Consider the following 26,473-nt stretch of genomic DNA (forward strand, 5'->3'; position numbering starts at 1 on the left):
CCGATAAGCGGATTGTCCAGGGCGCGAGTGAGGCCAGCGTGGTGCGGTCCGACGGCGAGCCAACAGGGCGTGCGACAGACGGCACGGGTCCCACCCTTTTCCGTGAGCGGTTTCTGCAGGGGGAGCCGCTGGAGTCGGGCGTGCGCGCCACGATCCTCGACTCCTGGCGGCGGTGCCGGTCCCTGGGGCTCTCCCCGGAACGCTCCGACCTTCCTTTCCGCGACGACTTCGACCGCGAGGACCGGGTCGCCCGTGCCGCCGTGCCGGTCGTCGACCGCCTGGAGTCCACGTTCGCCGGCAGCGCCATGAACATCTCCGTCGCCGACGCGAACGGCACGGTCCTGCTCCGCCGCTTCGGTGAGGCCTCCCTGGCCCGAGGGCTCCCGGACATCCAGACCGTGCCGGGGTTCGTGTTCGCCGAGCGGTTCGCCGGCACCAACGGCATCGGGCTGGCCCTCGCGGAACGGCGGCTCATCCGGGTCTACGGCGCCGAGCACTTCGCCGATCGCTCCCAGGGCAGCGCCTGCCGCGCGCTTCCCGTGCGCGACCCGCTCAGCGGCCGGATCGAGGGCGTCCTGTGCTTCGGATATCCGCGCGACTTCGAGAACCCGGCGCTCACCACCGTGATCCGCAAGGCGGCCGCCGCCATCGAGCGGCGGCTCCTCGGACAGAGCTCCGCACGTGAACGTTCCCTGCTGCAGGCGTATCTGGACGCGGGGGTCGAGGCCGACGCAGGCCCGAACCGCGTCGTCGGCGTCGACGAACTGGCCCTCGGACTGCGCCCCGTCGACCGGGCGGCCCTCCTGGAGAAGGCCGCCGAGCTGATATCGCGCGCACAGCGGGCGGCCGTCGAGGTCTCCCTCACGGACGGCCGCCGTGTCACGCTCGTCAGCCGCCCGATGACCAGTGCCTCCGGGGTGGAGGGCATCGCCGTCGAGGCGGTCCTGCACGCCTCCTCCCCGCCGGAGGGCCGCACCGCCCCGCGCGGGGTCGAGCCGGTACTGAGCCTCGCCACAGGCCCCGCGAGCCCCCTCACTCCCCTCGCACCCGTCGACCCCTCGGTCGTCCACCGTGTCCGCGACACCTCGCTCGTCGTGGCCTCCGGCCCGCTCACCGTCGTACCGGCCCCCGGTCACCTGCGCGAGGCCACGCCGCCCGCGATGCCCGGGTCGGATGGTGAGGCCGTCGCCGCGGAGGGCCACGCCTCCGACACCCCGGCGGAGGCCCTCACCCCTGCCGCCTCGGCGGAGGCCCTCACCCCCGGCGCCCCGCTCACCGGGGAGGGCCCTCCTCCCGCCGCCGACGGCCTGCCGCACGCCCCCGCACCCCCGCACACCCACGTACCCCCGCCCACCACCGACGGCCTGCCCGGTGACCGTTCCGGTCCCCAGGCGTCGGAGCGGGGTCTGCTGATGGTGGGGGAGCCCCACGTCGGTGGCTACGCCCTGGCCGCGCGCCGTCGGCTGGAGCTGCTGTCCGAGGCCAGCGCCCGGATCGGCACCACGCTGGACGTGCGCCGCACCGCCCAGGAACTCGCCGAGACGGCGGTCCCGCGCGTTGCCGACTTCGTCACCATCGACCTGGCAGAGCCCGTGCTGCGGGGCGAGGAGGCCGCCGACCCGCGCAGCGATCTGCGGCGCACGGTGGTCCACGGCATCCGCGACGACCTCCCCTTCAGCCCGGTCGGCAAGCAGGTCGACTACGGCCCGGCCGTCCCGCAGCTGCGCTGTCTGACCAGCGGTGAGGCCGTGCTGGAACCGGACCTGAGGACGGCGGCGGGGTGGCTCGCGCAGGACCCCGAGCACACCGAGCAGCTGCTGGGCCACGTCCACTCCCTCATCGCGGTGCCCCTGGTCGCCCGGGGTGTCGTCCTCGGCGTCGCCGCCTTCTACCGCGCCCAGGACCCCGCCCCCTTCGGCGACGACGACCGGTCACTGGTCCAGGAACTCGCCACCCGGGCCGCCCTGTCCATCGACAACGCCCGGCGCTACACCCGCGAACGCACCATGGTCCTGGCCCTGCAGCGCAGCCTGCTCCCGCAGGGACTGCCCGACCGGGACTCCGTGGAGGTCGCCCACCGGTATCTGCCCGCCGAGTCCGACGTCGGCGGCGACTGGTACGACGTCATCCCGCTCTCCGGGACCAGGATCGGACTCTTCGTCGGCGACGTCGTCGGCCACGGCTTGCTGTCCGCCGCCATGATGGGCCGCGTCCGCACCGCCGCCCGCAGCTTCGCCGAACTCGACTTCCCGCCCGACGAGGTCCTCACCCACCTGGACAACCTCGTGGGACGACTGGACCGGGAGGACCCCGTCTCCGACGGCGGCGGCATCATCGGCGCGACCTGTCTGTACGCCGTCTACGACCCGACCTCGCAGCAGTGCACCCTGGCCCGCGCCGGCCACCCGCCGCCCGCCCTCGTCCGGCCCGACGGCACCGTGACGTTCCCCGAACTGCCCGCCGGGCCCCCGCTCGGCCTCGGAGGTCTGCCCTTCGAAGCCGTCGACGTCCAACTGCCCGAGGGCAGCACCCTCGTCCTCTACACCGACGGCCTCATCGAGGACCGCGAACGCGACGTCGACCTGGTCCTGGACCAGCTGCGCGAGGCCCTCGCCCACCCCGAACACACCCCGGAGGAGACCTGCCGGCTGGTCCTGGACACCGTCGCGTCCCCCCACCCCGGCGACGACATCGCCCTGCTCGTCGCCCGCACCCACGCCTTCGACCCACGCCGCGTCGCCACCTGGGAGCTGCCCGCCGACCCGGCCCGCGTCAGCGAGGTCCGCGCCGCGGCGCTGAGGCAACTGGCCGAGTGGGGCCTCGACGAGGCCGCGTTCGCCGCCGAGCTGGTGCTCAGCGAGCTGATCACCAACGCGATCCGGCACGGCGCCGGGCCCATCCGGGTACGGCTGCTCCGGGACCGCGCCCTGATCTGCGAGGTGGCCGACACCAGCAGCACCGCCCCGCACCTGCGCCGGGCGGCCACCACCGACGAGGGCGGACGCGGTCTGTTCCTGGTCGCCCAGCTCTCGCAGAGCTGGGGCACGCGCTACACGGCGGAGGGCAAGGTCATCTGGGCCGAATGCGGGCTCGACAGCGCCTGAGGCGAGCGGCCCGGCAGCCACGACCAGCCGGGGCGGCCCGACCTCAGCCCGGTCGGCGACGGCACCACATATCGCCAACGGTGCGAAAGGCGCGAATAAAGCGAAACGGGCGGTTAGCATCGCTCGCGCAAGTCGAAGTCGGAAGAACTCGCCAGGCCGACCCCCGGAGCTGTCCGTGCACGACGCTCACGACACCTCTGCGCAGCCCACCCCGCCCGGCGGGGCGGAGCCGCTGGTGCGTGTCCGTGGCCTCACGAAACGTTTCGGCGGCACCCTCGCACTCGCCGGGGTCGACCTCGACGTCCACGCGGGCAGCGTCCTCGCGCTCCTCGGCCCCAACGGAGCCGGGAAATCGACCCTCATCAAGATCCTCGCCGGAGTCCACCACGCCGACTCGGGCCGGATCACCGTGGACGGGCACCCGCTCGGGACCCACGCCGCCACCCACCGCATGTCCTTCATCCACCAGGACCTCGGCCTCGTGGAGTGGATGACGGTCGCCGAGAACATCGCCCTGAGCACCGGGTACGCGCGCCGCGCCGGACTGATCTCCTGGCGGCGCACCGGGGACCGCTGCACCGAGGCCCTTGCGCTCGTCGGCGGCGCCGTCGATCCCGACGCGCCGGTCGCCCGCCTCGGCCCCGCCGAACGGTCACTGGTCGCCATCGCCCGCGCCCTGGCCACGCGGGCCCGGCTCATCGTGCTCGACGAGCCGACCGCCCGCCTCCCCGCCCCGGACTGCGCCCGCCTCTTCCGCGTCCTGCGCGCCCTGCGCGACCGAGGCCACGGCATCCTCTACGTCAGCCACCGCCTGGACGAGGTGTACGAGGTCGCCGACTCCTTCGCCGTCCTGCGCGACGGCCGACTCGTCAGCCAGGGCTCGACGGCGGGGCACAGCCCCCTGCGCCTGGTGCGCGACATCACCGGTGAGGAGCCGGCGGGCCCTCGCCCCGCAACGGCACCCGGGCCTGCCCCGGTGCCGTTCGCCGCCCCGGCGGTGCTCGCCCTCGACGGCGTACGGACCTCCGGCGCCGGACCCGTCGACCTGGAGCTGCGTGCCGGGGAGGCCCTGGCCCTGGTCGGGCTCTCGGGCGCCGGACACACGGAGCTCGGCCGAGCCCTCGCGGGGGCCCGCCCCCTCCTCGGCGGACAGATCCTGCTCGACGGCAGCCCCTACCGGCCGCGAACCGTCACCGACGCCGTCGCCCGCGGTGTCGCTCTCGTCCCCGGCGACCGGCAACGGGAAGGCTGCCTGCCCGAACTGACCGTACGGGAGAACCTCCTGGCCAACCCCCGCGCGGGGGACGGGCCCACACCCCGCTGGATCGCCCCCCGCAGGGAACGCGCCGCGGCCGCCGCCCTGACCGAACGGTTCTCGGTGCGCCCCCGTGACAGCGAGACGACCATCACCACCCTGTCCGGCGGGAACCAGCAGAAGGTCATGATCGGCCGCTGGCTCAGGACCGGACTGCGCCTGCTGATTCTGGAGGAACCCACGGCGAGCGTCGACGTCGGGGCCAAGGCCGCGATCCACCGCCTCCTGGACGAGGCACGGGCCGGGGGCCTCGCGGTCCTGCTCGTCTCCACCGACTTCGAGGAGGTGGCGGGCGTGTGCGGGCGCGCTCTGGTCTTCGTCCGGGGAGCGGCGACCGCCGAGCTGAGCGGCCCGGCCCTCACGGTCGCGGGCCTGACCCGGGCGGCCTCGGCCATGCCCCCCTCCGGCACCGCGACGCGTCCGTGACCGCCCCGCCGTCCCCGCCCGCACCGCGCCCGCGCCGCCGGCGCCCCTCGCACCGGCTCGGCGCCCGAGGCGGCCCCGGCGGGCACCTCGTCGGCGCCTACGGTCTCCTCGGGCTGACCGTCCTGCTCGTCCTGGTCTTCTCCCTGACCCTGCCGCGCACCTTCCCCACCCTGGACACCCTCGACGCGATCCTCTCCACCCAGTCGATCCCGGCCGTCCTCGCGCTCGCCGCCATGGTCCCCATCGTGACCGGCGCGTTCGACCTGTCCATCGGCTACGGCCTCGGACTGGCGCACGTCATGGTGCTGTACCTCGTCGTCGAGGCCGACTGGCCCTGGCCGCTCGCCTGTCTCGCCGTGGTCGTCGGAGGGACGGTGGTGGGCGTCCTCAACGGCGTCATCGTCGAGTTCGGCCGGATCGACTCCTTCATCGCCACCCTCGGCACCGGCAGCATGATGTACGCCGTCACCGGCTGGATCACCGACGGCGGCCGGATCGTCCCGGGCCCCCAGGGTCTGCCGCCCGCCTTCACCGACCTCTACACCTCCACGTTCCTCGGGCTCCCGGTCCCCGCCTTCTACGTGCTGGCGCTCGCGGTCGCCCTCTGGCTGGTGCTGGAGCGGCTGCCGATCGGCCGCTACCTGTACGTCGTCGGCTCCAACCCGCGCGCCGCCGACCTCGTCGGCATCCCCGTCCGCACCTACACCGTCTGCGCCTTCGCCACGTCCGGCCTGATCGTCGGATTCGCGGGGGTGCTGCTCGCGGCCCAGCAGCAGATCGGCAATCCGAGCGTCGGCCTCGACTATCTGCTGCCCGCCTTCGTCGGAGCCCTCCTCGGCTCCACCGCGATCAGACCGGGCCGTCCCAACGCCCTCGGGACCCTCGTGGCCGTCGCCGTCCTCGCCGTCGGCCTCACCGGCATCGCCCAGATGGGCGCCGACTTCTGGACGGTACCGCTCTTCCACGGCGGCACCCTGCTCCTCGCCGTCGGCCTGGCCGGCTACACCGCCCGCCGCCGGATGCGCACCGGCGCCTTCGCGTCCCGCACCGCCCCCGCCGCACCCCCGGACGCGCCGCCCGCACCGCCCCCGGACGGCCCCCCGAAGGACGGCGCCCGATGAACGCCCTTCCCTCCCACGCCCACGTCCCCCACCCCGGCCCCGGACCACCCCTGACCCCGGCCCGGACCGTCCCGGCCCCGGATCCCCCGGCCACAGACCCCGGCAGCGTTTCCCCGCTCGCCCTCCGCGAGGAGTCCCCGTGCACCACAACCGCAAGGCCCGCTCCGGCGCCCGCCGCGCCCGTCGTACGGCGGCCGCCCTGCTGACCGTGGCGGTCAGCGTCGTGCTCGGCGGCTGTGAACGCGGGTCGTCCGGCAGTCCGGAGGACTCCGCCACCGGCGCGAGCGGCTGCCCCGCGGTGCAGGCCAGGGCCGAGGCCGCCGTCGACCGGGCGGAGCGCGACGACGCTCCCTGGAACGGCCCGACCACCGGGCCCAGGGCGGTGACCGGCAGGACCCTCGTCTACGTCGCCCAGACCATGACCAACCCGGGAGTCGCGGGCGCCGCCGAGGGCGTACGGGAGGCCGCGCGGGTCGTCGGCTGGGACCTGCGGGTGATCGACGGCGGAGGCACGCCCGCCGGCATCCAGGCCGCGATGAGCGAGGCCGTGGCGCTGCGCCCCTCCGGCATCGTCATCGGCGGGTTCGACCCCAACTCGACCTCGCAGCAGGTCACCCGGGCCGAGCAGGCCGGCATCCCGCTCATCGGCTGGCACGCCGTGGCCGCCCCCGGCCCCAGCAGGCGCCCGGCGCTCTTCACCAACATCACCACCCAGGTCGAGGACGTCGCCAGGATCAGCGCCCGCTGGGTCATCTCGACCTCGAACGGCGATGCCGGGGCCGTGATCTTCACCGACGCCTCCATCCCCTTCGCCAAGAACAAGTCGGACCTGATCAGGAAGGAGCTCGCCACCTGCGCGGGTGTGGACCTGCTGGCCTACGTGAACATCCCGATCCCCGACGCGAGCAGCCGCACCCCCCGCGAGGTCTCCTCGCTGCTCTCCCGTTTCCAGGACCGGTGGACCCACTCGGTCGCCATCAACGACCTGTACTTCGCCGACGCGGCCCCCGCCTTCCGCGCGGCCGGCAAGGACGGCTCGGGCCCGCCGTTCAACATCGGTGCCGGGGACGGCGACCCCTCCGCCTTCCAGCGCGTCGACAGCGACCAGTACCAGGCGGCCACCGTCCCCGAACCGCTCACCCTGCAGGGCTGGCAGATCGTCGACGAGTTCAACCGCGCCTTCTCCGGCAGCCCCGCCAGCGGCTATGTGGCGCCCGTCCACATCAGCACGGCCGACAACAGCGAGGGCGCCACGAGCTGGAACCCGTCGGGCTACCGGGAGGGGTACCGGAAGATCTGGGGCAGGTGATGCCGCCGGGACCCGACGACAGGGCTCCGGCCGGACCGTGGCGGCCCGCCGGTCACAGCCGCAGGACGATCAGCGCGGTGTCGTCGGTGTTGCCGGCCGGGGGCAGCAGATCCGCCAGCAGGGCGTCGGCCAGCGTCTCCGGGTCCCGCTCGCGGTGGTCGGCGAGGGAGGCCGCGAGGCGTCGCAGACCGCTGTCGATGCTCTCCGTACGGCGCTCGATCAGTCCGTCCGTGTACAGCACCAGGGTGGAGCCCTCGACGAAGGACGTGCGGGCCTGGGGCCGTGGGACCTGGACGGGGCGGGCGGCGAGCGGCGGGTCGGTGGCGCCGTCGAGGAAGGTGACGGTGCCGTCGGGACGCACCAGCGCGGGCGGCGGATGGCCCGCGCAGCTGTAGGTGATGGTGTGGTCGGTCCAGTCGATGAAGGTCGTCACGACGGTGGTCGACTCGGCGCCGTCGACGGAGCGGGCGTAGCGGTCGAGGGCCTCCAGCGCCTGGGCCGGACCGTCCGCGACGCGCGTGGCCCCGCTCAGGGCGCTGCGCAACTGTCCCATGGCGCAGGCGGCGGCCAGACCGTGGCCGACGACGTCGCCGACAGCCACCGCGAGGCTCTCGCCGTCCAGCCCGACCAGGTCGTACCAGTCGCCGCACACGTTCAGCGCGCCGATGGCGGGCCGGTAGCGCACGGCGGCGTCGTGCGACCCGGTGGGGCCGGGCGGGGGCAGCATCGCCGCCTGCAGCGCCAGCGCCACCTCGCGCTCATGGGCGTGCGCCGTGCGCAGCCGCTCGTTGACCTCCTGCAGTTCGCGGGCGCGGGTGTAGAGCTCGGCCTCCAGCACCCGGGCCCGGCCGTCCTCGCCCGGACCGAGGGCACCGCCCCGGACGTCCTCGCCGGCGCCGCCCCGGGCGCGGATGAGTTCGGTGACCTCCTCCACGCGGTGCACGATCAGGACCACCTTGCCGTCGGCGCCCAGGACGGGGGCGTTGACCGGGCTCCAGTAGTGCTCCTGCCAGAGGCCGGGCCGCTGCGGGTCCTCGATGTCGTAGCGGAGCAGCGCCATCGTGTCGCGCTCCCCGGTGGCCACCGTGCGCAGCATCGACGCCTCCGTCTCCCGCATACCGGCGGCGGCCGGTTCGTTCGGGTTCTCGGGGAAGACGTCGAAGATGTAGCGCCCGAGCAGCTGTTCGCGGCTGCGTCCGGCCAGCCGCAGGAAGTCGTCGTTGGCGTCGGCGTACACCAGATCGGGCGTGAGCAGCGCCACCATGCCGGGCAGGGCCCGGAAGACCTCCGCATAGTCGATATGCGGTTCCCTCATGTCCAGCCTGCCTTGGCGCCGAGCGTCGGTGTGTCGTTCCACGATAGGCGCGAACCGGCGGCCGGACCCGCCGCTCCGCGGCACAGGTACCGGAACCTTCCGGATCCGCCACGTGGGTGTCCCACGAAAGAGTGGTGCGCGCCGCGGACCGGCCCGATCCGCTCGCCTCCCCGGGGCGGCGGATCGGGCCGTGGCGACCCGTCAGAAGATGCCCGGGCCGGGGGTCAGGACACCCTGTGGGTCGAAGCGGGTCTTCCATGACGCGAACCGCTCCCAGTCCGCGCCGTAGTGCGCCCGCCAGTCGGCCGCCGTGAACGCGCAGGCGCCGTGCGGGTAGCGCACTCCGCCGACGGCCGCCGCGTCCTGGTAGAAGCGGTAGTTGCGGTCCGTCATCCGGGAGGCGAAGTCCGGGTCGGGGCCGGACCGGGCGGCGTCGGTGAGCACGCTGACCAGCCAGACCCAGGGGCCGCCGGTGGCGTCGGGCAGCCGCAGCAGCGGTCGGCCGTAGCTCGCGCGCAGCATCGGGAAGACGAGGCCGAAGCCGGTCGGGCCCAGGTCCTCGGGGGTCAGTGACGCGAACACCGACGCGACGTACTCCTCGACGGCACCGTCCGGCAGGAAGAGGTCCGACCAGGGCTTGACCTTCGCGTCCCAGTCCAGGTTCGCCGCGAACGCGTCGTACATGTCGGTGACCAGGGATATGTACTCGAGATAGGTGTAGTCCTCGAAGGCGGCGGAGGCCGCGGCGGGGCTGAGCCCGCGCAGGAGGTGGGACGCGTCGGGGGAGTCGCCGGGGTTGTGGAAGACGGTGGCCCACAGGACCAGGGGCTGCGCCGTGCCGGGCTGCGGAATGCTGCCGAGCGAGTCGAACTCGCCCCGGTTCGCCAGCACTCGGATGTCCTGGAAGAAGGTCGGGATGTCGGGGTAGCCGATCCGGTAGGTGCGGGCCAGCCGCTTGGCCGGCACCAGATCGACGGTGGCCCGGGTGATGACGCCGCACTGTCCGAGTCCGGCGAGTGCCGCCTCGAACAGGTCGCTGTTCTGCGTGTCGGTGCACCACGTCGACCGGCCGTCGCCCGTGACCACCTGGAGCCGCCGGGCGTGATCGACCTGAGCGCCGACCCGGTAGGACGACATCATCCCGATGCCGCCCATCGACAGGGTCCCGCCGATCGTCGTCCTGGTGTAGCTGGTGATCGACGCCGGGGTGAGGCCCTCCTCGTACGCGGCCTCGATCAGGTCCTTCCACAGCACACCGGCGTCGACGTCGGCGCCGTCCGGGCCGATGGAGTGGATCGTGTCCAGTGACCGCATCTCGACGACCAGGCCCCCGCTCACGAGGGGTTGGCCGAACATCGCGTGGTGGGCGCCGGCCGGGGCGACCGGGATGCCGTGATCGGCGCAGAAACCGACCATCTTCCTGATGTCGCGCACCGATCCGGGTCGCAGCACCGCGCACGGTGTCCGGAACACGATGTTGCCCTGGTCGTGCGCGTTCGCCGCGAGCGACTCCGCGTCGAAGACGAGCGTCCCGTCGAGGGACGGGGCGGCGGCGAAGGAGGCGCCGTCCGCTGCCGCCGCCTCGGTCACCCACTGCCGGGTGAGCAGATCGAAACCGGCCACGAGCGCCAGGGTTCCGGCTCCGAACCTGGCCAGGAACTGCCGTCTGCCGACGGAACCGCTGGGTCTTTCTGTCATGACAGCCTCCGTGATGTCGACGCGGCGGATCGTCGGCACGCCGCGCCGGGTCTGTCGTCCTGCCGGGGGTGGGAGTCGGTGCGCGACCGGTGCTCGACCGAACCGGCGCGCTGACCCTCCGTGATCCTCATCACCAAGAGCGATCTCCCCCTGACAATCCGCTTACGGCTCATCATGACTTCTCGCAGGTCCCTCGCGCGATGGAATCAGGCGAGCCGGAGGAGCTCGCCGGGGCGGTGGGAGCGCTCACAGAAGTGGATTTGGCGCGAGGCGCGACAGAAAACCCTATTCGGCCTTACTCGTGTGAGCGTCGCAGGGCTCAACCCGCTCAGGGGCGGCCCAGGTTGACGGCCCGTCACCAGGTCGAGTGATGATACGATCACCGCACTTACCGAACGGACGGATAGGTGCAAAAGGAGCACCTCTCGCCATTCGTGGAGGCCTGGGTGGCAACCCCGGAGTGGCTGGCCTTCGGTCTGTGTGAATTGACGGAAATTCAGTAGCTGGCCATCGGCCGCCTGAAGAGGGTCTCATGACGCAATACATACAAAATCCGGCGCTCTGGGCACTCATTGTCGTAACCCTTGCCGCCGTCGCCCTGATCATTCGTCAGCGACGGGCGGCGCGAGCATTACGACAGGAGATCGCAGGGCTCAGAAATCACTACGGTGAATTGGAGAGCCAATACTCGGATTCCGTCCGCGCGGCCCAGCAGGAAGCCGAAGGTGAGACGAGGACGGCCCTGAAGTCCGCGATGCGGACCCTCCAGGGTCTCGCCGCCGAGCAGCAGCGCATCATCTCCGGGCTGCAGCGAAAGTACGGCGACTCCGTCATGCTCCAGGACCTCCTGGAGATCGACCACATGAACGCGCAGTTCGGCCGGCGTGCCCAGTCCATCGCCGTGCTGTGCGAGGGCTGGCTCGGCCGCCACCGCGACGTGGCCTCGGTCTACGACGTGGTCCGCAGCGCCCAGGGCAGGATCCGCCACTTCCAGCGGGCCCACATCCTGTCCAAGGTCGACTTCGGCGTCACCAGCCGGGCCGTCGAACCGGTGGCGCTGGCCCTCGCGGAGCTCCTCGACAACGCGACCAGCTACTCCAGCCCGGACACCGTCGTCGAGATCAACGTCCGCTCCGTGCCCAAGGGCGTCTGCATCATCGTGGACGACGCCGGTGTCGGCATGAACGAGGAGGAGAAGGCGAGGGCCGAGAAGCTCCTGACGAGCGAGCGCGTCACGGGTGTCTCGGGGCTCGGCAACCCTCCGCAGTTCGGCTTCGCGGTCATCGGCGTGCTCTGCGAGCGGTTCGGCTTCACGGTGTCGGTGGACTCCACCTCCCCCTACGGAGGTGTGCGGGCGGTCGTGCTGCTGCCCGACGAGCTGCTCACCGCGATGCCGGAGCCCAAGCAGCCCGCGGCGCCGGTGGATTCGGCCCCGCCGCGGGAGGTCCCGGCCCCCGTGGAGGTCGGGTCGTCCGCGTACGACGCCGCCCCCGAGTCCTCGCTGCCCGTGGGCACGACCGAGGACGGTCTGCCCAAGCGGCGTCGCAAGCGGCCGATGGCCCTGGTCTCCAACGGCCCGTCCGCCGCCCCGGCTCCGCGGCGCCGCAGCGAGGACACGGCAGCGATCATGGCCGCCTTCAAGCAGGGCACGGACGCCGGTCGCGCCACTCACCCGGAGGCGGGGGAGCGGTCGAGCGGCCCCCATGACGCAAGCAGCGAAGGGCACGAGGTCCAATGAACAACGATCTTTCATGGATGCTTGACAGCGCCCTGGAGATCCCCGGAGCTCTCCACGCGGTTCTGGTCTCCTCCGACGGGTTGCTGAGGGCCCGTTCGAAGGGAGTGGACAAGGACGACGCGGACAAGGCCGCCGCCGCGATGAGCGGTATGCAGTCGCTGAGCCGGTCGCTCGCGTTCTTCTGCTCCCGTTCGGATCTGCGCTGGCAGCAGACCCTGGTCGAGTTCGACGGCGGCTGGATCTTCCTGATCTCGGCCGGGGACGGCGCCTACCTCGCGGTGTCGGCCTCCTCCGACGTCGACATGGCCGACATCACCTTCCGGATGCAGCAGCTCGTCGGACAGCTGGGCAAGGTCATGACCGCTCCGCCCAGGGAGAGCAGCGTGGTAGGGCCATGACCGATTCCGACAGGCATGAGCTCGAGGCCGCCGAGTTAGTACGGCCGTATGTCATCACCGGTGGCCGCAGCCTCCCCGGCGAGAGTCAGTTCTCCCTGATCACGCTGGTCACGGCGGTCGCCGACCAGCAGCAGCGACCCGCGCGCCTCTCGCCCGAGGAGCAGGACCTGCTGCGTCTGTGTGTCGGCGGTTACCTCTCCGTCGCCGAGATCGCGGGGCACATCCAACTGCCGGTGGGAGTCGTGAAGATCCTGCTGGCCGCGCTCTCCGAGGCCGGCTATCTCGTCACCCGTCCGCCGGAGACCCGTGCTCCCGTCGCCAACCTGAAGATTCTCGAGGAGGTGCTCAATGGTCTCCAGTCCAAGTTTGGATGAACGGGCGTACGTCCCGGGCGGAGAGACGCAGACCGCCGTGAAGATCCTGGTGGTCGGGCACTTCGCGGTGGGCAAGACCACGTTCATCGGGTCGATCTCCGAGATCTCGCCGCTCTCCACCGAGGAGACGATGACGCAGGCGGGCGAGGCGGTCGACGACCTCAAGGGCGTCCAGGGCAAGACCACCACCACGGTCGCCATGGACTTCGGCCGACTCACCGTCAGCGACCGTGTCGTGCTGTATCTCTTCGGCACACCCGGCCAGCAGCGCTTCGTACAGATGTGGGAGGACATGGCACGCGGCGCCCTCGGGGCGCTGGTGCTGGTGGACCCCGAGCGGCTGGCCGACTCCTTCGCCGTGATCGACCTGATCGAGCAGTACGGACTCGACTACGCGATCGCGGTCAACCATTTCGACGGTACGTCGATACGTGATGCGAGGGCGTTGCGCGAAGCGCTTGATCTCCTCGACGACACCCCCATCGTCACCTGCGACGCGCGGGACGAACGGTCGTCGGCCGAGGCTCTGATCACGCTCGTCCGCTACTTGATGGACCGCGCCCGTTAGGAGCAGAGCAGACATGACCCCCGACCCCACCTTTCCCTCACCCCCGCCCGGTTGCCCGGCCCACGGCAGCGGACTGCGCATCCCGCTGTACGGACCGGAGTACGCGGCCGATCCGCAGGCGTACTACGCGTACATGCGGCACTACGGTCCGAGCGCGCCGGTCGAGATCGCGCCCGGTGTCGACGCGACCCTCGTCACCGACCACGCCGCCGCGCTGAAGCTGCTGCAGGACCCCGGCAACTTCCGCAAGGACGCACGCCGTTGGCGGGACGTCGCCGAGGGCAAGGTCGGCCCGGACAGCCCGGTCGTCCCCATGCTGGGCTACCGTCCCAACGCGATGTTCACCGACGGCGCCGAGCACGCGCGGCTCCGGCAGGCGATCACCGACAGCCTGGCCAAGGTCGACTCCCGCCGGATCAGCGACATGACCAAGCGGGCCTCCGACTACCTCCTCGCCCAGGTCTCCGGCCGCGGCTCCATCGACCTGATGAACGACTACGTCAAGCAGTTGCCGCTGCTCGTGTTCAACGAGCTCTTCGGCTGCCCGGCGGACATCGGCGACCGGGTCGTCTTCGGCATCTCCGGGGTCTTCGAGGGCGTCAACGCGGAGAAGGCGAACCAGGTGCTGGGCCAGGCCGTGTTCGAACTGGTGGCCCTCAAGCGCGCCCGGCCGGCCGACGACGTCACCTCGTACCTGATGCGGCACGAGGCGCGCCTGACCGACGAGGAACTGGTCCACCAGCTGATCCTGCTCCTCGGCGCGGGCGCCGAGCCGCTGCGCAACCTCATCGGCAACACGCTGCACCGGCTGCTCCTGCACGACCGGTACGCCGACGGCGGGCTGATCGAGGAGGCCATCGACGACACGCTGTGGGAGAACCCGCCCATGGCGAACTACGCGCCGCACTACCCCGCGGCCGACATCGAGTTCGGCGGGACCAAGCTGCGGGCGGGCGATCTCGTCCTGGTCAGCATGACGGCCGCCAACACCGACCCGGCCCTCGTGGCGGCCGGCCAGACCGGCGGCAGGCGGGCCCACCTGTCCTGGAGCGCCGGCCCGCACGCCTGCCCCTCCAAGGAACTCGCCCGGCTCGTCACCATGGTGGCCATCGAAAACCTGCTGAACCGCCTGCACGACATCGAACTCGCGGTCCCCGAGGACAGCCTGACCTGGCGCCCGGGCCCCTTCCACCGCGCACTGGCCGCGCTTCCCTGCCGCTTCACCCCGCAGGTCGTCCAGCGCCCGAACCCGCCCCGCGCGACGGAGCCCTCCGCACGCGAGGAGAACGCCCCGGGGGGCCGGAAGGCGGAGCGTGGCGTGTGGGGCTCCTTCCTGCAGTGGTTGAAGGGGTGACGCAGACAACAGTCTGTGACAGCTGGGACTGCATGAGGGTTCAACCAAAGGGGTAGTAACGCGGCGGCATTCGTGGTGACCATTGAACAAAGGGAGGTGTCGTGGACCACATATCCATCGACGCCGCTTCTGCTCGACATCCGGATCTGATCCGCCGCTCCCTGCGAGACATCGACTTACCTCGCGCGGAGACCAGGGGCGTGACCCGCCACCGGTCGCCGCGACACGAGATACCCGCCCAGGCCGGCGGGTATCTTTCTGTGTCCGCGCACACCCTCCGTCGCCGGGGCACAGCGGCCGCGCCCGCGCGCTCCGAGCAGCGGCGGGAGACGTGGTGAGCCCCCTCGGGTCCGGCCCCGGGGACATCCCCGGGGACCGGACGCTCGGTGCTCTGGTGTCCGGCCAACTGCTGCGGCTGTGCGAGGCGTCGGGGCTCGGCAGTGGCGACGCGCGGAACTACGCGCGTCTACTGACCGATTCACTCGGGGCGGTGGCCGAACGGCCCCTGAACCTGCCGCCCCCGTCCCTCAGTTTCCTGTCCGACGACTCCACCCCGGTGGAGTTCTCGCTCTCCCTCACGCCGGAGGCGCCCCCGGCGATCAGGGTGCTGCTGGAACCGGGATGCGGGGCCGGCGGGCTGCGGGACAACGGCCGCGAAGGTCTGCGCGCCGTCCGTGCGATGGCTCGGCGCTGGGGCTTCGCCACCGACCAACTCGACGTGCTGGAGGACCTGTTCCTCCCCACCGACCCGCAGGGCCTCCTGGCGCTGTGGATCGCGCTGGAGCTGCGTCCCGGTGGCGTCCCCAAGATCAAGGTGTATCTGAACCCGTCGGCGTCCGGCGAGGAACGGGCCGCCGAGACGGTGCGGACCGCCCTGGACCGGCTGGGCCACCGGCACGCCTTCCACGCGCTGCCGCCGGCCGACGGCTATCCGTTCTTCGCGCTCGACCTGGGGGACTGGGCGGCACCCCGCGTGAAGATCTACACCGCCCACCGCGACCTGGCGGTGAGGGACGTCGGCGGGCTGTGCCGGATGGAATCCGGCCCCGACCGTACGACGTTGGAGGAGTTCCTCCGCACGGCGGGCGGTTTCGCGGAGGAAGGGGAGGGCTTCCGGGCCCGGCCGGAGGCCCGGTTCGACCGGCGGCCGGTCCTGTCCTGCCATTCCTTCACCCGGACGACCGGAGGCCCCACCGGTTTCACCGTCCATGTCCCGGTCAGGGACTACGCCCGTGACGACGCGGAGGCACTGCGCCGGCTCGGGGCCGTCCTCGGCCGCCACGGGATCGACCCCGGCGCACTCGACCGGCCGCTGGCCGCCGTCACCGGACGCCCGCTGACGGACGGGGTGGGGCTCGTCGCGTACGTGGCGCTCGCCCACGAGCGGCACAAACCGGCCCGGGTGACCGCGTACATCTCCTCGGAGGCCTACGCCGTCCGCCCGCCGAACGGCCGCCCGTACAACGATCACGAACCATTCAGCACCACGTCAGGAGCAAGAACCCCCATGGAGCCCTACCGCATCAAGGTCGTCGAGCCCATCGCGCTCACCACGCGGGAACAGCGCGAGGCGGCGCTGGAACGGGTGCACTACAACCTCTTCGACCTGCGCGCCGAGGAGGTGACCATCGACCTGCTCAGCGACTCGGGAACCGGCGCCATCTCGGCCGCCCAGCTGGCCGCGGGCATGGAGGGCGACGAGTCGTACGCGGGCTCGCGCTCCTTCTACCGCTTCCACGAGACCGTGACGGAACTGACCGGCTACAAGCACATCCTGCCCGCACATCAGGGGCGCGCCGCCGAACGCATCCTGTTCAACACGCTCCTGGAGCCGGGCGGCATCGTCCTGGCCAACACCCACTTCGACACCACCCGGGCCAACGTCGAGCTCTCCGGGTGTCAGGCCCATGACATCCCGTGCGCCGAGGCCCGTGACCTGGACAGCGAGGTGCCCTTCAAGGGCAACATCGACCTGGACAGACTCCGGCAGACGCTGGAGGGCCCGGACGGCTCGCGGGTCCGAGTGGTGATCATGACGATCACCAACAACGGCGGCGGAGGCCAGCCGGTCTCCATGGAGAACCTGAAACAGACCGCCGAGATCTGCCGCCGGCACGGCGTCCCGATGATCCTGGACGCCGCGAGGTTCGCCGAGAACGCCTGGCTGGTGACCCGTCACGAGGAGGCCTACCGGGGGCACACCCCGCGCCAGGTCGCCGAAGAGGCGTTCCGTCTCGCCGACGGCTGTGTGATGAGCGCCAAGAAGGACGGCATCGTCCACATCGGCGGCTTCATCGGGCTCAACGACCCCGAACTCGCCGAGAAGTGCGAACGCCTCCTCATCGCCACCGAGGGCTTCGCCACCTACGGCGGTCTCGCCGGCCGCGACCTCGACATGATGGCCACCGGTCTGCTGGAGGTGACCGAGCCCGCCTACCTCGCCGAGCGCGCCGACGTCGCCTCCCATCTCGCCGACCGCGTCCGCGCGGCGGGCGTCGACCTGCTGGAACCCCCGGGCCTGCACGCCCTCTACCTCAACGCGGGCCGTCTGCTCCCGCACATACCGCCCCACCACTACCCGGGCCACGCCCTCGCCTGCCGCCTCTACCTCGAAGGCGGCATCCGCTCGGCCGAGCTCGGTTCCCTCTACCTCGGCGAGGAGGACGAGGACGGCAACCCCGTCAAGAGCGCCCCGTACGAACTGGTCCGGCTCGCGCTCCCGCGCCGCGTCTACACCCGCAGCCACTACGACCACGTCGGCAGGACCCTGGAACGCATCGCCAAGGAGAGTGAGTCCGTCCACGGCTACCGCATCGTCGAGCAGTCCCCGATCCTGCGGCACTTCCGCGCCAAACTGCAGCCGGTGACCGGCTGAGCCGACGGTGGTCGCCCCGCGCCGTGCGGGGCGACCACCGCCGGGCGCGATGTGCTCCACCCTTCCACCAGGGCGCCCAGGGTGTCAGGCGTCGTAGACGTGGAAACCGCGTCCGCTCTTGCGGCCGAGGTGGCCGGCGGCGACCATGCGGCGCAGAAGGGCGGGAGGCGCGTACAGCGGCTCCTTGAACTCCTCGTACATCGACTCCGCCACGGACTGCGCCGTGTCGAGGCCGATCAGGTCGAGCAGGCGCAACGGCCCCATGGGGTGGGCGCATCCGAGTTCCATGCCCCGGTCGATGTCCTCCGGCCGCGCGGCGCCCGACTCCACCATCCGTACCGCGCCGAGCAGGTAGGGCACCAGGAGGGCGTTGACCACGAAGCCGGAGCGGTCGGGCGCCTGGATGGCCTCTTTCCCCAACTGCTCGGTCAGGCCGCGGGTGCGCCGCACGGTTTCCGCGCCGGTGGTGAGAGCGGGAATGAGCTCGACGAGCCGCTGTACGGGCACGGGGTTGAAGAAGTGCATCCCGATGACCTGCGCGGGTCGCTGGGTGACGACGGCGAGATCGACGACGGGGATCGAGGAGGTGTTGGTGGCCAGGACCGCCGCGGGGTCCTCGACCGCCTTGTCCAGGGCGCGCAGGACGTCGGCCTTGATGTCGCGGTTCTCGGCGACGGCCTCGACGACGAACTGACGGTCGGCCATGTCGCCGAGGTCATGCGTGAAGGAGAGCCGGGCGAGGGCCTGCTCCCGCTGCTCCTCGCCGAGCTTGCCGCGCCGTACGCCTCGGTCCAGGGACGCGGTGAGCCGGCGGCGGCCTGCCTCAACCGCGTCCGGCGTGGCCTCGGCCACGCGGACGTCGATGCCGCGGAGGGCGGCGACTTCGGCGATGCCGGAGCCCATGAGGCCGCAGCCCACGACGCCGAGCCGGGTGACGGGATCCATCCGAGGTCCTCTCTGACGAGCCGCTACACGGTCCACGGGCGGGATCACACGTTGCGGCGGTACTGGCCGCCGACCTCGAAGAACGCCTCGGTGATCTGCTGGAGCGAGCAGACCCTGGCGGCGTCCATGAGGACGGCGAAGACGTTGCGGCCGTCCATGGCCGCGTCCTTGAGAGCGGTCAGGGCCGTGTGGGCGTCGTCGCGATGGCGGGACTGACAGGCGCGCACACGTCGCAGCTGGGACTGCTTCTCGTCCTCGGTCGCGCGCGCCAGCTCGATGACACCGGGCTCGGCCGTGTCGGCGTGGGCGTTGCGGAAGGTGTTGACGCCGATGACGGGCAGGCTGCCGTCGTGCTTGCGCTGCTCGTAGAGCATCGACTCGTCCTGGATCCGGCCCCGCTGGTAGCCGGTCTCCATGGCACCGAGGACGCCGCCGCGTTCGCTGATCCGCTCGAACTCCAGCAGCACCGCTTCCTCGACCAGGTCGGTGAGTTCGTCGATGACGAACGAGCCCTGCAGCGGGTTCTCGTTCATGGCCAGCCCCCACTCCCGGTTGATGATCAGCTGGATGGCCAGGGCCCTGCGGACCGAGTCCTCGGTGGGGGTGGTGACCGCCTCGTCGTAGGCGTTGGTGTGCAGGCTGTTGCAGTTGTCGTAGATCGCGATGAGCGCCTGCAGCGTGGTGCGGATGTCGTTGAAGTTCATCTCCTGGGCGTGCAGGGAGCGGCCGGAGGTCTGCACGTGGTATTTCAGCTTCTGGGAGCGCTCGTTCGCCCCGTACCTGTCCCTCATCGCGACGGCCCAGATACGGCGGGCGACCCGGCCGAGGACGGAGTACTCGGGGTCCATGCCGTTGGAGAAGAAGAACGACAGGTTCGGGGCGAAGTCGTCGACGTGCATGCCTCGGGCGAGATAGGCCTCGACGTAGGTGAACCCGTTGGCCAGGGTGAACGCCAGCTGGCTGATGGGGTTCGCCCCGGCTTCGGCGATGTGGTAGCCGGAGATCGACACCGAGTAGAAGTTGCGGACCCGGTTCGTGATGAACCACTCCTGGATGTCGGCCATCATCCGCAGCGAGAACTCGGTGGAGAACAGGCAGGTGTTCTGACCCTGGTCCTCCTTGAGGATGTCGGCCTGCACCGTGCCGCGTACGTTCGCCAGCGCGTGCGCGCGCAGCTCGGCCGCCTCGTCCGGCGACGGATCGCGTCCCTCGGCGGCTCGGAACCTGTCGGTCTGCTGGTCGACGACGGTGTTGAGGAAGAACGCCAGGATGGTCGGCGCGGGTCCGTTGATGGTCATGGAGACCGAGGTGGTCGGAGCGACGAGGTCGAAGCCGTCGTAGAGGGCCTTCATGTCGTCCAGCGTGGCCACCGACACACCGGAGGTGCCGACCTTGCCGTAGATGTCGGGACGTTCGTCCGGGTCGCGGCCGTAGAGCGTCACCGAGTCGAAGGCGGTCGACAGCCGGGTGGCCGGCTGCCCCTCGGAGAGCAGCTTGAACCGGCGGTTGGTGCGGAACGGATCGCCCTCGCCGGCGAACATCCGCGCCGGGTCCTCGCCGTCGCGCTTGAAGGGGAACACCCCGGCCGTGAAGGGGAAGTGGCCCGGCAGGTTCTCCCGGCGCCAGAAGCGCACCAGTTCACCGTGGTCGGTGAACCGGGGCAGGGCGACGCGAGGGACCTTGTTCCCCGACAGGGACTCGCGGGTCAGCCGGGTGCGGATCTCCTTGTCCCGGACCTTCACCACCTGCTCGTCGCCGGAGTAGGAGGCGATGACGGCGGGCCAGGCGCCGATCTGCTCCCTGACGTCGTGCGGGAGCCGCTTGACGGCGTCGTCGAGCAGCGCCCGGACGTTCCCCGCGTCGGAGCCCGCCTCGACGAGCTCGGCCTCGACCGCCTCCAGTCGCTGCACCCGCCGGGCCGCCTCGGCCAGCCTCCCGGTGTCCGCGTGGTACGTGCGGACGGTGTCGGTGATCTCGGCGAGATAGCGCACCCGGTCGGCCGGCACCACCTGGCGGATGCCCGAGGAGTGGCGCACGTCGGCCGGTGCCAGCGCGCCCTCGGACAGCGGCAGCCCCTTGTCGGCCAGGTCGGTCCGCAGGTGCTGGTAGAGGGCGGTGACGCCGTCGTCGTTGAAGGTCGCCGCCGAGGTGCCGTACACCGGCATGTCCTCGGGCCGCTTGTCGAACGCCTCCCGGTTGCGGACCAGTTGGCGGCCCACGTCGCGCAGGGCGTCCTTGGCGCCGCGCCGCTCGAACTTGTTGATCGCCACGACGTCGGCGAAGTCGAGCATGTCGATCTTCTCCAGCTGCGAGGCGGCACCGAACTCCGGCGTCATCACATACAGCGAGGTGTCCACGAACGGCACGATCGCCGCGTCGCCCTGGCCGATGCCCGGCGTCTCGACGATCACCAGGTCGAACCCGGCGGCCTTCACGACGTCGATCACGTCGGACAGGTGCTCGGGCAGCTCGTGGCTGCCGCGGGTGGCCAGACTCCGGAAGAACACCCGGTCCCCGTCCAGGGAGTTCATCCGGATCCGGTCACCGAGCAACGCGCCGCCGCCACGGCGACGGGTCGGGTCGACCGCGATCACCGCGGTCCGCAGCTTGTCCCGCTGGTCGACCCGGAAGCGGCGCACCAACTCGTCGGTCAGTGAGGACTTGCCCGAGCCGCCGGTACCGGTGATGCCCAGCACCGGTACGACCCGGTTCGCGGCGGCGGCACGCACCCGCTCCAGGAAGTCGGGCGGCAGCTTGCCCAGTTCGGCGCCGGTGATGGCGCGGGCGATCGCGAACCGGTCACCGGCGAGCACGGCGGCCACGTCGGCCGGCCGGTCGTCCCAGAGGTCGAAGTCGCAGTCCCGCACCACCGAGTTGACCATCCCGGCCAGGCCCATCCGCTGCCCGTCCTCCGGGGAGAAGATGGTCACCCCGCTCCCGCGCAGGCGGGCGATCTCGGCGGGCACGATGACACCGCCTCCGCCGCCCACCACCCGGATGTGCCCCGCCCCCTGCGCACGCAGCGACTCGACCAGGTACTCGAAGTACTCGACGTGCCCGCCCTGGTAGGAGGAGACCGCCACACCGTGCGCGTCCTCCTCCAGCGCCGCGTCCACGACCTCGCGCACCGACCGGTTGTGTCCGAGGTGGATCACCTCGGCGCCCTGGGACTGGAAGATCCGCCTCATGATGTTGATCGAGGCGTCGTGCCCGTCGAACAGAGCAGAAGCGGTGACCAGGCGGACGGGGTGCACGGGTCGATGCTGATCGCTCATGAGGGCCTTCCCGGGCAGGGTGGGGTGTGCAGGACGAAGCGCTACGAAGAAATACTAGGACGTCCTAGTAAATTGCCGGGGGTGATCGCTGTCACAGATCGAGGACGAGCCGGGGCCCGCACGAACGGGAGACGCAGATGAACATGGTGTCCCCGGCCGCCCGCTCCTCCTCGGTCAGCAGCGCGTCGCGGTGGTCGGGCGTGCCGTCGAGCACATCGGTCTCGCACGTGCCGCAGGTGCCTTCCCGGCAGGAGAAGTCGACCGCGACGCCCGCCTCCTCCAGGGTTTCGAGCACCGAGCGGTCCGGGGGCACGGTGAGGGTGAGCCCGGAACGGGCGAGTTCCAGCTCGAACGCCGCGGCCGGGGCGGCTTCGTCCGCCGGTGCCGGCGGGGCGAACCGTTCGACGCCCAGCGCGCCGGGCGGCCAGCCCGCGCACCGCTCCCGCACCGCCCGCAGCAGGGGTTCGGGACCGCAGGCGTGCACGAGGGTGTTCTCCTCGGGCTCGCCGAGGTGGGCGGCGAGATCCAGCAGACCGTATTCGTCCTGCGGACGGATGAGCACACGGTCCCCGTACGGGGCGAGGCGGTCCAGGAACGCCATCGAGGTGCGGGTGCGGCCGCCGTACAGCAGATGCCAGTCGGCCCCCGCGGCCTCCGCGGCCTCGACCATGGGGAGGATGGGCGTGATGCCGACGCCGCCGGCGATGAACAGATGGCGGGCGGCGGGCCGCAGCGGGAAGTTGTTCCGTGGTCCGCGGACCCGCACGGTGTCGCCTTCGCGCAGACGGTCGTGGATGTACGCGGAACCGCCGCGACCCTGCGGCTCGCGCAGCACGGCGATCTGCCACGCCCCACGATCGGCCGGGTGTCCGCACAGGGAGTACTGACGGATCAGACCGCCGTGGCCGCCACCGTCGCCGGATGTGCTGAACGCGCCGTTCTCGCTGTTCAGGAGCACGTCGATATGGGCGCCCGGTGTCCAGGAGGCCAGCGGACCGCCGTCGGGGCGGCGCAGGGTGAGGCAGACCACGCCGTCGGCGGCGACGGTACGGCTCGCCACGGTCAGTGTCGTGTCGACGGGGGGCAGTCGGTCGTTCATGGGGATCGGCTCCGGGTTCAGGCGGGTGTCGGTACATGCAGCAACAGCGCGTCGCCCTGGCCGCCGCCCCCACACAGGGCCGCCGCTCCGCTGCCGCCTCCGCGCCCGCGCAGTTGCGCCGCGAGGGTCAGCACCAGGCGGGCCCCGGTCATGCCGACCGGGTGCCCGAGCGCGATCGCTCCGCCGCCCACGTTCACCTTGTCCAGGGGGATGTCCAGCTCCCGCAGCGACGCCAGGGCCACTCCCGCGAACGCCTCATTGATCTCGAACAGGTCCAGGTCGGCGGCCTTCAGCCGGCCGTCCCGGGACAGGGCGTCGCGGACCGCGCCGGCCGGCTGCACCAGGAGCGAGGGATCCGGGCCCGCGACCGTGCCGTAGGCGCCGATCTCGGCGAGTGGCGTCAGGCCCTCCCACCGGGCGCGTTCCGCGCTCATCATGACGACGGCGGCGGCGCCGTCGGAGAGCTGGGACGAGTTGCCCGCTGTGATGGTGCCCGCGCCGGAGAAGGCCGGCCGCAGGCGTCCGAGCGCCTCGGCGGTGCTCCCGGGCCGCACGCCCTCGTCGGTGTCCACCACCGTCTCTCCCCGGCGTCCGGCCACGACGACCGGGGTGATCTCCTCGGACAACGCGCCCGACTCCTGGGCGAGGGCGGCTCTTCGGTGGGACAGCGCGCTGTACTCGTCCTGCTCCTCGCGGGTCAGGGCGAACGGCTGCTGGTAGCGCTCGGTGGCCGCGCCCATGGAGACGCCGTCGAAGGCGCAGACGAGCGCGTCGCAGTCGAGGGCGTCCTCCACCGGGCTCGAACCGTACGTCCAGCCGGTGCGGGCTCCGCGCAGCAGATGAGGAGCCCCCGACATGGACTCCATGCCGCCGGCGACGACGACCTCATGACGCCCGGAGGTGATCATGAGGTCGGCCAGGGCGATGGCGTGCAGACCGGACAGGCAGAGCTTGTTGACCGTGCTCGCGGGGACGGAGAACGGGATGCCGGCGCGGATCGCGGCCTGCCGGGCCGGGTTGGGGCCGGCCCCGGCCTGCACGACATGGCCCATGACGACCGCCTCGACGGCCGCCGGATCCAGGTGCGCGGCGGCCAGGGCCGCGCCGATGGCGTGGGCGCCGAGGTCGACCGCTGACAGGTGGCTCAGGGTGCCCATCAGCTTGCCGATGGGTGTCCTGGTTCCGGCGACGATGACGGATCCGGGCATGGCCGGGACCTCCTTGGGTGATTCAGAGGGATCCGGCGGCCGCGTCGACGGCGCGCTCGGTGATCAGATGGGCCGTCTCGTTCACCGAGTGCAGGACGAGCCGCCCGCCCGGCATCCGCCGAACCCGGCTGACCGAGGTGTAGCCGGGGTGGAACCAGAACATCGTGGGCAGGCCGAGCATCGTCGCGAGATAGGTGTTGATGATTCCGCCGTGGCACACGGCCGCGACCCGTTCGCCGGGCTGGGCGTCGAGGACGGTGTTCATGGCGCGCACGGCACGCGCGCGGAAGGCGTCCCAGTCCAGGTCCGGCACGAAGTCCTCGTACCGTCCCTCGGCGAGCGCCACCGACCGGGGGTCGTCCCGCTGTATCTGCTCGGGCGGCGTGTAGGGGTGCGAGACGTCGGTGTCCCATTCCCGCAGGTCGTCGAGGACGGTGGCGGTCATCCCGGTGAGCCGTTCCAGGGGCGCCACGGTCTCGCGGGCACGCCGGAACGGGCTGGAGTAGAGGGCGTCGATGTGCTCGTGCGCCAGCCAGGCGGCGACGCGCTCGGCCTGGGCCGTGCCCTCCGGCGACAGCCCCGGGTCGAACACGCCCGCCAACGGGAGGCCGTGCCGGACGAGGAGGAGTTCGGTCATGAGTGATCCTTCGAGCGAGGAAAGGCGTACGGGCCGGGAAGCGGGAAGGCCGGGAAGCGGGAGGGGGCGGGAAGCACGACGGGGCCGGCGTGCTCAGTCGGCGTGCTCAGCCGGCGATGGTCCGTTCCGAGCCCCAGTAGGGGCGGCGCATCGCGCGTTTGTCGAGCTTGCCCATCGCGTTGCGCAGGAGCTCGGGCACGAACTCGTAGGTCTTCGGGCACTTGTAGGCGGCGAGGCGTGCGCGGCAGAACAGGTCCAGCTCGTCGGTCGGCGGCTCGTCGGCCGCCGCCACGACCAGGGCCCGCAGGGACTCACCGAAGTCCGGGTCGGGCACGCCGATGACCGCGGCCTCGGCGATCGCCGGGTGCTGCCGCAGCACGGCCTCGCTCTCCGCCGGGTAGAGGTTGACCCCGCCGGAGACCACGACGTCCGCGGCGCGGTCGGTGATGAAGATGTAGCCGTCCGCGTCGACGAAGCCGATGTCGCCGAGTGTGAAGACACCGGGGGAGAGGTAGGCGGACCTGGTCTTGTCCGGGTCCGCGTGGTAGCGGACGCCCTGGTCCTCGGGCGCACGGAAGGCGAGCAGCCCGTGCTCGCCGGGCGGCAGTTCCCGGCCGTCGTCACCGGTGACCAGCACCTCGAACGGGGGCCGGACGCGTCCGACGGATCCCGGGTGGGCCAGCCATTCGGCGCTGCTGATGCGGGCCACGGTTCCCGCCTCGCTGGCACCGTACGACTCCGTCAGCACCGGACCGAACCAGTCGATCATGGCTCGCTTCACGTCCGGTGGACACGCGGAGCCGGTGTGGGAGACCTGCCGGAGGCTGGAGACGTCGTACCGGGCGCGGACCTCGTCCGGAAGGGCGAGCAGCCGTTGGAAGTGGGTGGGCACCATCACCGTCGAGGAGACGCCCCACCTTTGCACCACGTGGAGAAACGCCTCCGCGCCGAACCTGCCCAGGACGACCACCGGTTGCCCCGCCGCCAGGTGCCGCAGCGAGGTCAGCGGCGCGTTGTGCTGCAGGGGGCCGCACACCAGGTGCGGTCCCGGAGGGAACCCGGGACGGGCGGACATCGCGGCGAGATAGGCGGAGGAGTCGGCGACCCGACCGCTCACCCAGCGCACCTCGGTGCCGCGCGCCCGGCCGGTGGTGCCCGAGGTGTAGACGAGCGGAGGACGGGCGGGCCGGTCCGTGGGAAGGGTGCGTCCGGTGGGTGCGGCCGCCAGCCACAGGTCCCAGTCGAAGGCGTGCCCGATCGCGGTGGTTCCGTGCGTCACCAGCGGCAGGCCCAGTTCCCGGGCCGCGTCGAGGGCGGCTCCCGCGCCGGCGGGTCCGGCGATGATCCCGGTCACGCCCGCGTCGATGATCTGGTCGACCAGCTCCCCCGAGGTGAGGTTCCGGGACGTGGCCACGGTCCCGACCCCGGCCCGCAGGCCGGCGAGATGGGCCACCAGCGTGGGGATCGCGTTGTCGCCGAGGACGGCGATCCGGTCGTCGGGGCCGGGGGCGAACTCCAGCAGCCGTGCCGCCGCTCGCGCGACCTGGTCGACGAGTGCGGACCAGCACAGCACGTTCAGGTCGTCCGCGAGGGCGGGCTCGTCCGGTGTCTCCTGGGCGCGACGGTCGAGTGGCAGCAGCGACATGGCTCCTCCGGCGGCTCCTCGGTCCTCTCCCGATTCGAGGGGAGGACGGATGCCGAGACTGTAGCGTTT

The 26,473-nt window shown here is 71.8% G+C and carries 18 protein-coding genes; 10 read left to right on the top strand and 8 right to left on the bottom strand.

Annotation, left to right across the window (positions count from 1 at the left end; translation table 11 throughout):
* Positions 1-38 precede the first annotated feature (38 nt).
* The 4 genes from GWK25_RS18210 (at position 39) to GWK25_RS18225 (ending at position 7,275) form a co-directional block, all read left to right on the top strand.
* On the top strand, positions 39-3,104 hold the full coding sequence (locus GWK25_RS18210) for a SpoIIE family protein phosphatase (RefSeq protein ID WP_215451445.1): 3,066 nt from the start codon (positions 39-41) through the stop codon (positions 3,102-3,104).
* Between the two features lie 175 nt (positions 3,105-3,279).
* A complete protein-coding gene (locus GWK25_RS18215) occupies positions 3,280-4,845 on the top strand; it encodes a sugar ABC transporter ATP-binding protein (protein WP_215451446.1) in 1,566 nt (521 codons plus the stop codon).
* Positions 4,842-5,966: an ABC transporter permease gene (locus GWK25_RS18220; RefSeq protein ID WP_215451447.1), complete on the top strand. Its 1,125-nt coding sequence runs from the start codon at positions 4,842-4,844 to the stop codon at positions 5,964-5,966. Before GWK25_RS18215 ends, GWK25_RS18220 begins: the two co-directional genes overlap by 4 nt.
* Positions 5,967-6,105: 139 nt before the next feature.
* A complete protein-coding gene (locus GWK25_RS18225; protein WP_215451449.1) occupies positions 6,106-7,275 on the top strand; it encodes a substrate-binding domain-containing protein in 1,170 nt (389 codons plus the stop codon).
* A 52-nt stretch (positions 7,276-7,327) separates the two neighbouring features.
* Here GWK25_RS18225 and GWK25_RS18230 read toward each other — a convergent pair whose 3' ends face one another.
* Both GWK25_RS18230 and GWK25_RS18235 read right to left on the bottom strand, forming a co-directional pair.
* Entirely contained in the window at positions 7,328-8,590 is a 1,263-nt protein-coding gene (locus GWK25_RS18230) for a PP2C family protein-serine/threonine phosphatase (RefSeq protein ID WP_215451450.1), read from the bottom strand.
* 201 nt (positions 8,591-8,791) lie between these two features.
* Positions 8,792-10,288: an FAD-binding protein gene (locus GWK25_RS18235; RefSeq protein WP_215451453.1), complete on the bottom strand. Its 1,497-nt coding sequence runs from the start codon at positions 10,286-10,288 to the stop codon at positions 8,792-8,794.
* 532 nt (positions 10,289-10,820) lie between these two features.
* Here GWK25_RS18235 and GWK25_RS18240 point away from each other — a divergent pair.
* The 6 genes from GWK25_RS18240 (at position 10,821) to GWK25_RS18265 (ending at position 17,595) form a co-directional block, all read left to right on the top strand.
* Complete coding sequence (locus GWK25_RS18240) at positions 10,821-12,026, top strand: sensor histidine kinase KdpD (RefSeq protein ID WP_215451456.1); 1,206 nt, start codon at positions 10,821-10,823, stop codon at positions 12,024-12,026.
* Complete coding sequence (locus tag GWK25_RS18245; RefSeq protein WP_086748649.1) at positions 12,023-12,424, top strand: roadblock/LC7 domain-containing protein; 402 nt, start codon at positions 12,023-12,025, stop codon at positions 12,422-12,424. Before GWK25_RS18240 ends, GWK25_RS18245 begins: the two co-directional genes overlap by 4 nt.
* Positions 12,421-12,798: a DUF742 domain-containing protein gene (locus GWK25_RS18250; protein WP_215451458.1), complete on the top strand. Its 378-nt coding sequence runs from the start codon at positions 12,421-12,423 to the stop codon at positions 12,796-12,798. The genes GWK25_RS18245 and GWK25_RS18250 overlap by 4 nt, the downstream gene beginning before the upstream one ends.
* The gene (locus GWK25_RS18255) at positions 12,773-13,366 is read left to right on the top strand and encodes an ATP/GTP-binding protein (protein ID WP_215451459.1); all 594 of its coding nucleotides are present in this window, start codon (positions 12,773-12,775) and stop codon (positions 13,364-13,366) included. Before GWK25_RS18250 ends, GWK25_RS18255 begins: the two co-directional genes overlap by 26 nt.
* A gap of 13 nt (positions 13,367-13,379) precedes the next feature.
* Complete coding sequence (locus GWK25_RS18260; RefSeq protein WP_215451461.1) at positions 13,380-14,720, top strand: cytochrome P450; 1,341 nt, start codon at positions 13,380-13,382, stop codon at positions 14,718-14,720.
* Positions 14,721-15,054: 334 nt separating this feature from the next.
* Positions 15,055-17,595, top strand: coding sequence for a tryptophanase (locus tag GWK25_RS18265; protein WP_215451462.1), 2,541 nt, complete (start codon positions 15,055-15,057; stop codon positions 17,593-17,595).
* A gap of 84 nt (positions 17,596-17,679) precedes the next feature.
* Here the strand turns inward: GWK25_RS18265 and GWK25_RS18270 are convergent, their stop codons facing one another.
* The 6 genes from GWK25_RS18270 to GWK25_RS18295 form a co-directional block, all read right to left on the bottom strand.
* Positions 17,680-18,540, bottom strand: coding sequence for a 3-hydroxybutyryl-CoA dehydrogenase (locus tag GWK25_RS18270; protein ID WP_215451464.1), 861 nt, complete (start codon positions 18,538-18,540; stop codon positions 17,680-17,682).
* A 44-nt stretch (positions 18,541-18,584) separates the two neighbouring features.
* A complete protein-coding gene (gene icmF / locus GWK25_RS18275) occupies positions 18,585-21,815 on the bottom strand; it encodes a fused isobutyryl-CoA mutase/GTPase IcmF (RefSeq protein ID WP_215451466.1) in 3,231 nt (1,076 codons plus the stop codon).
* 91 nt (positions 21,816-21,906) lie between these two features.
* Positions 21,907-22,914 carry a PDR/VanB family oxidoreductase gene (locus GWK25_RS18280; protein WP_215451469.1) on the bottom strand — a complete coding sequence of 336 codons (1,008 nt, stop codon included), beginning with the start codon at positions 22,912-22,914 and terminating at the stop codon, positions 21,907-21,909.
* A gap of 17 nt (positions 22,915-22,931) precedes the next feature.
* Positions 22,932-24,122, bottom strand: a complete 1,191-nt coding sequence (locus GWK25_RS18285) for an acetyl-CoA C-acyltransferase (protein WP_215451470.1) — start codon at positions 24,120-24,122, stop codon at positions 22,932-22,934.
* 22 nt (positions 24,123-24,144) lie between these two features.
* On the bottom strand, positions 24,145-24,759 hold the full coding sequence (locus GWK25_RS18290) for a histidine phosphatase family protein (protein WP_184897012.1): 615 nt from the start codon (positions 24,757-24,759) through the stop codon (positions 24,145-24,147).
* Positions 24,760-24,865: 106 nt separating this feature from the next.
* Entirely contained in the window at positions 24,866-26,404 is a 1,539-nt protein-coding gene (locus GWK25_RS18295) for an AMP-binding protein (protein WP_215451471.1), read from the bottom strand.
* Positions 26,405-26,473: the final 69 nt, after the last annotated feature.

Source organism: Streptomyces sp. ATCC 21386 (genome assembly GCF_018728545.1).
GTDB lineage: Bacteria > Actinomycetota > Actinomycetes > Streptomycetales > Streptomycetaceae > Streptomyces.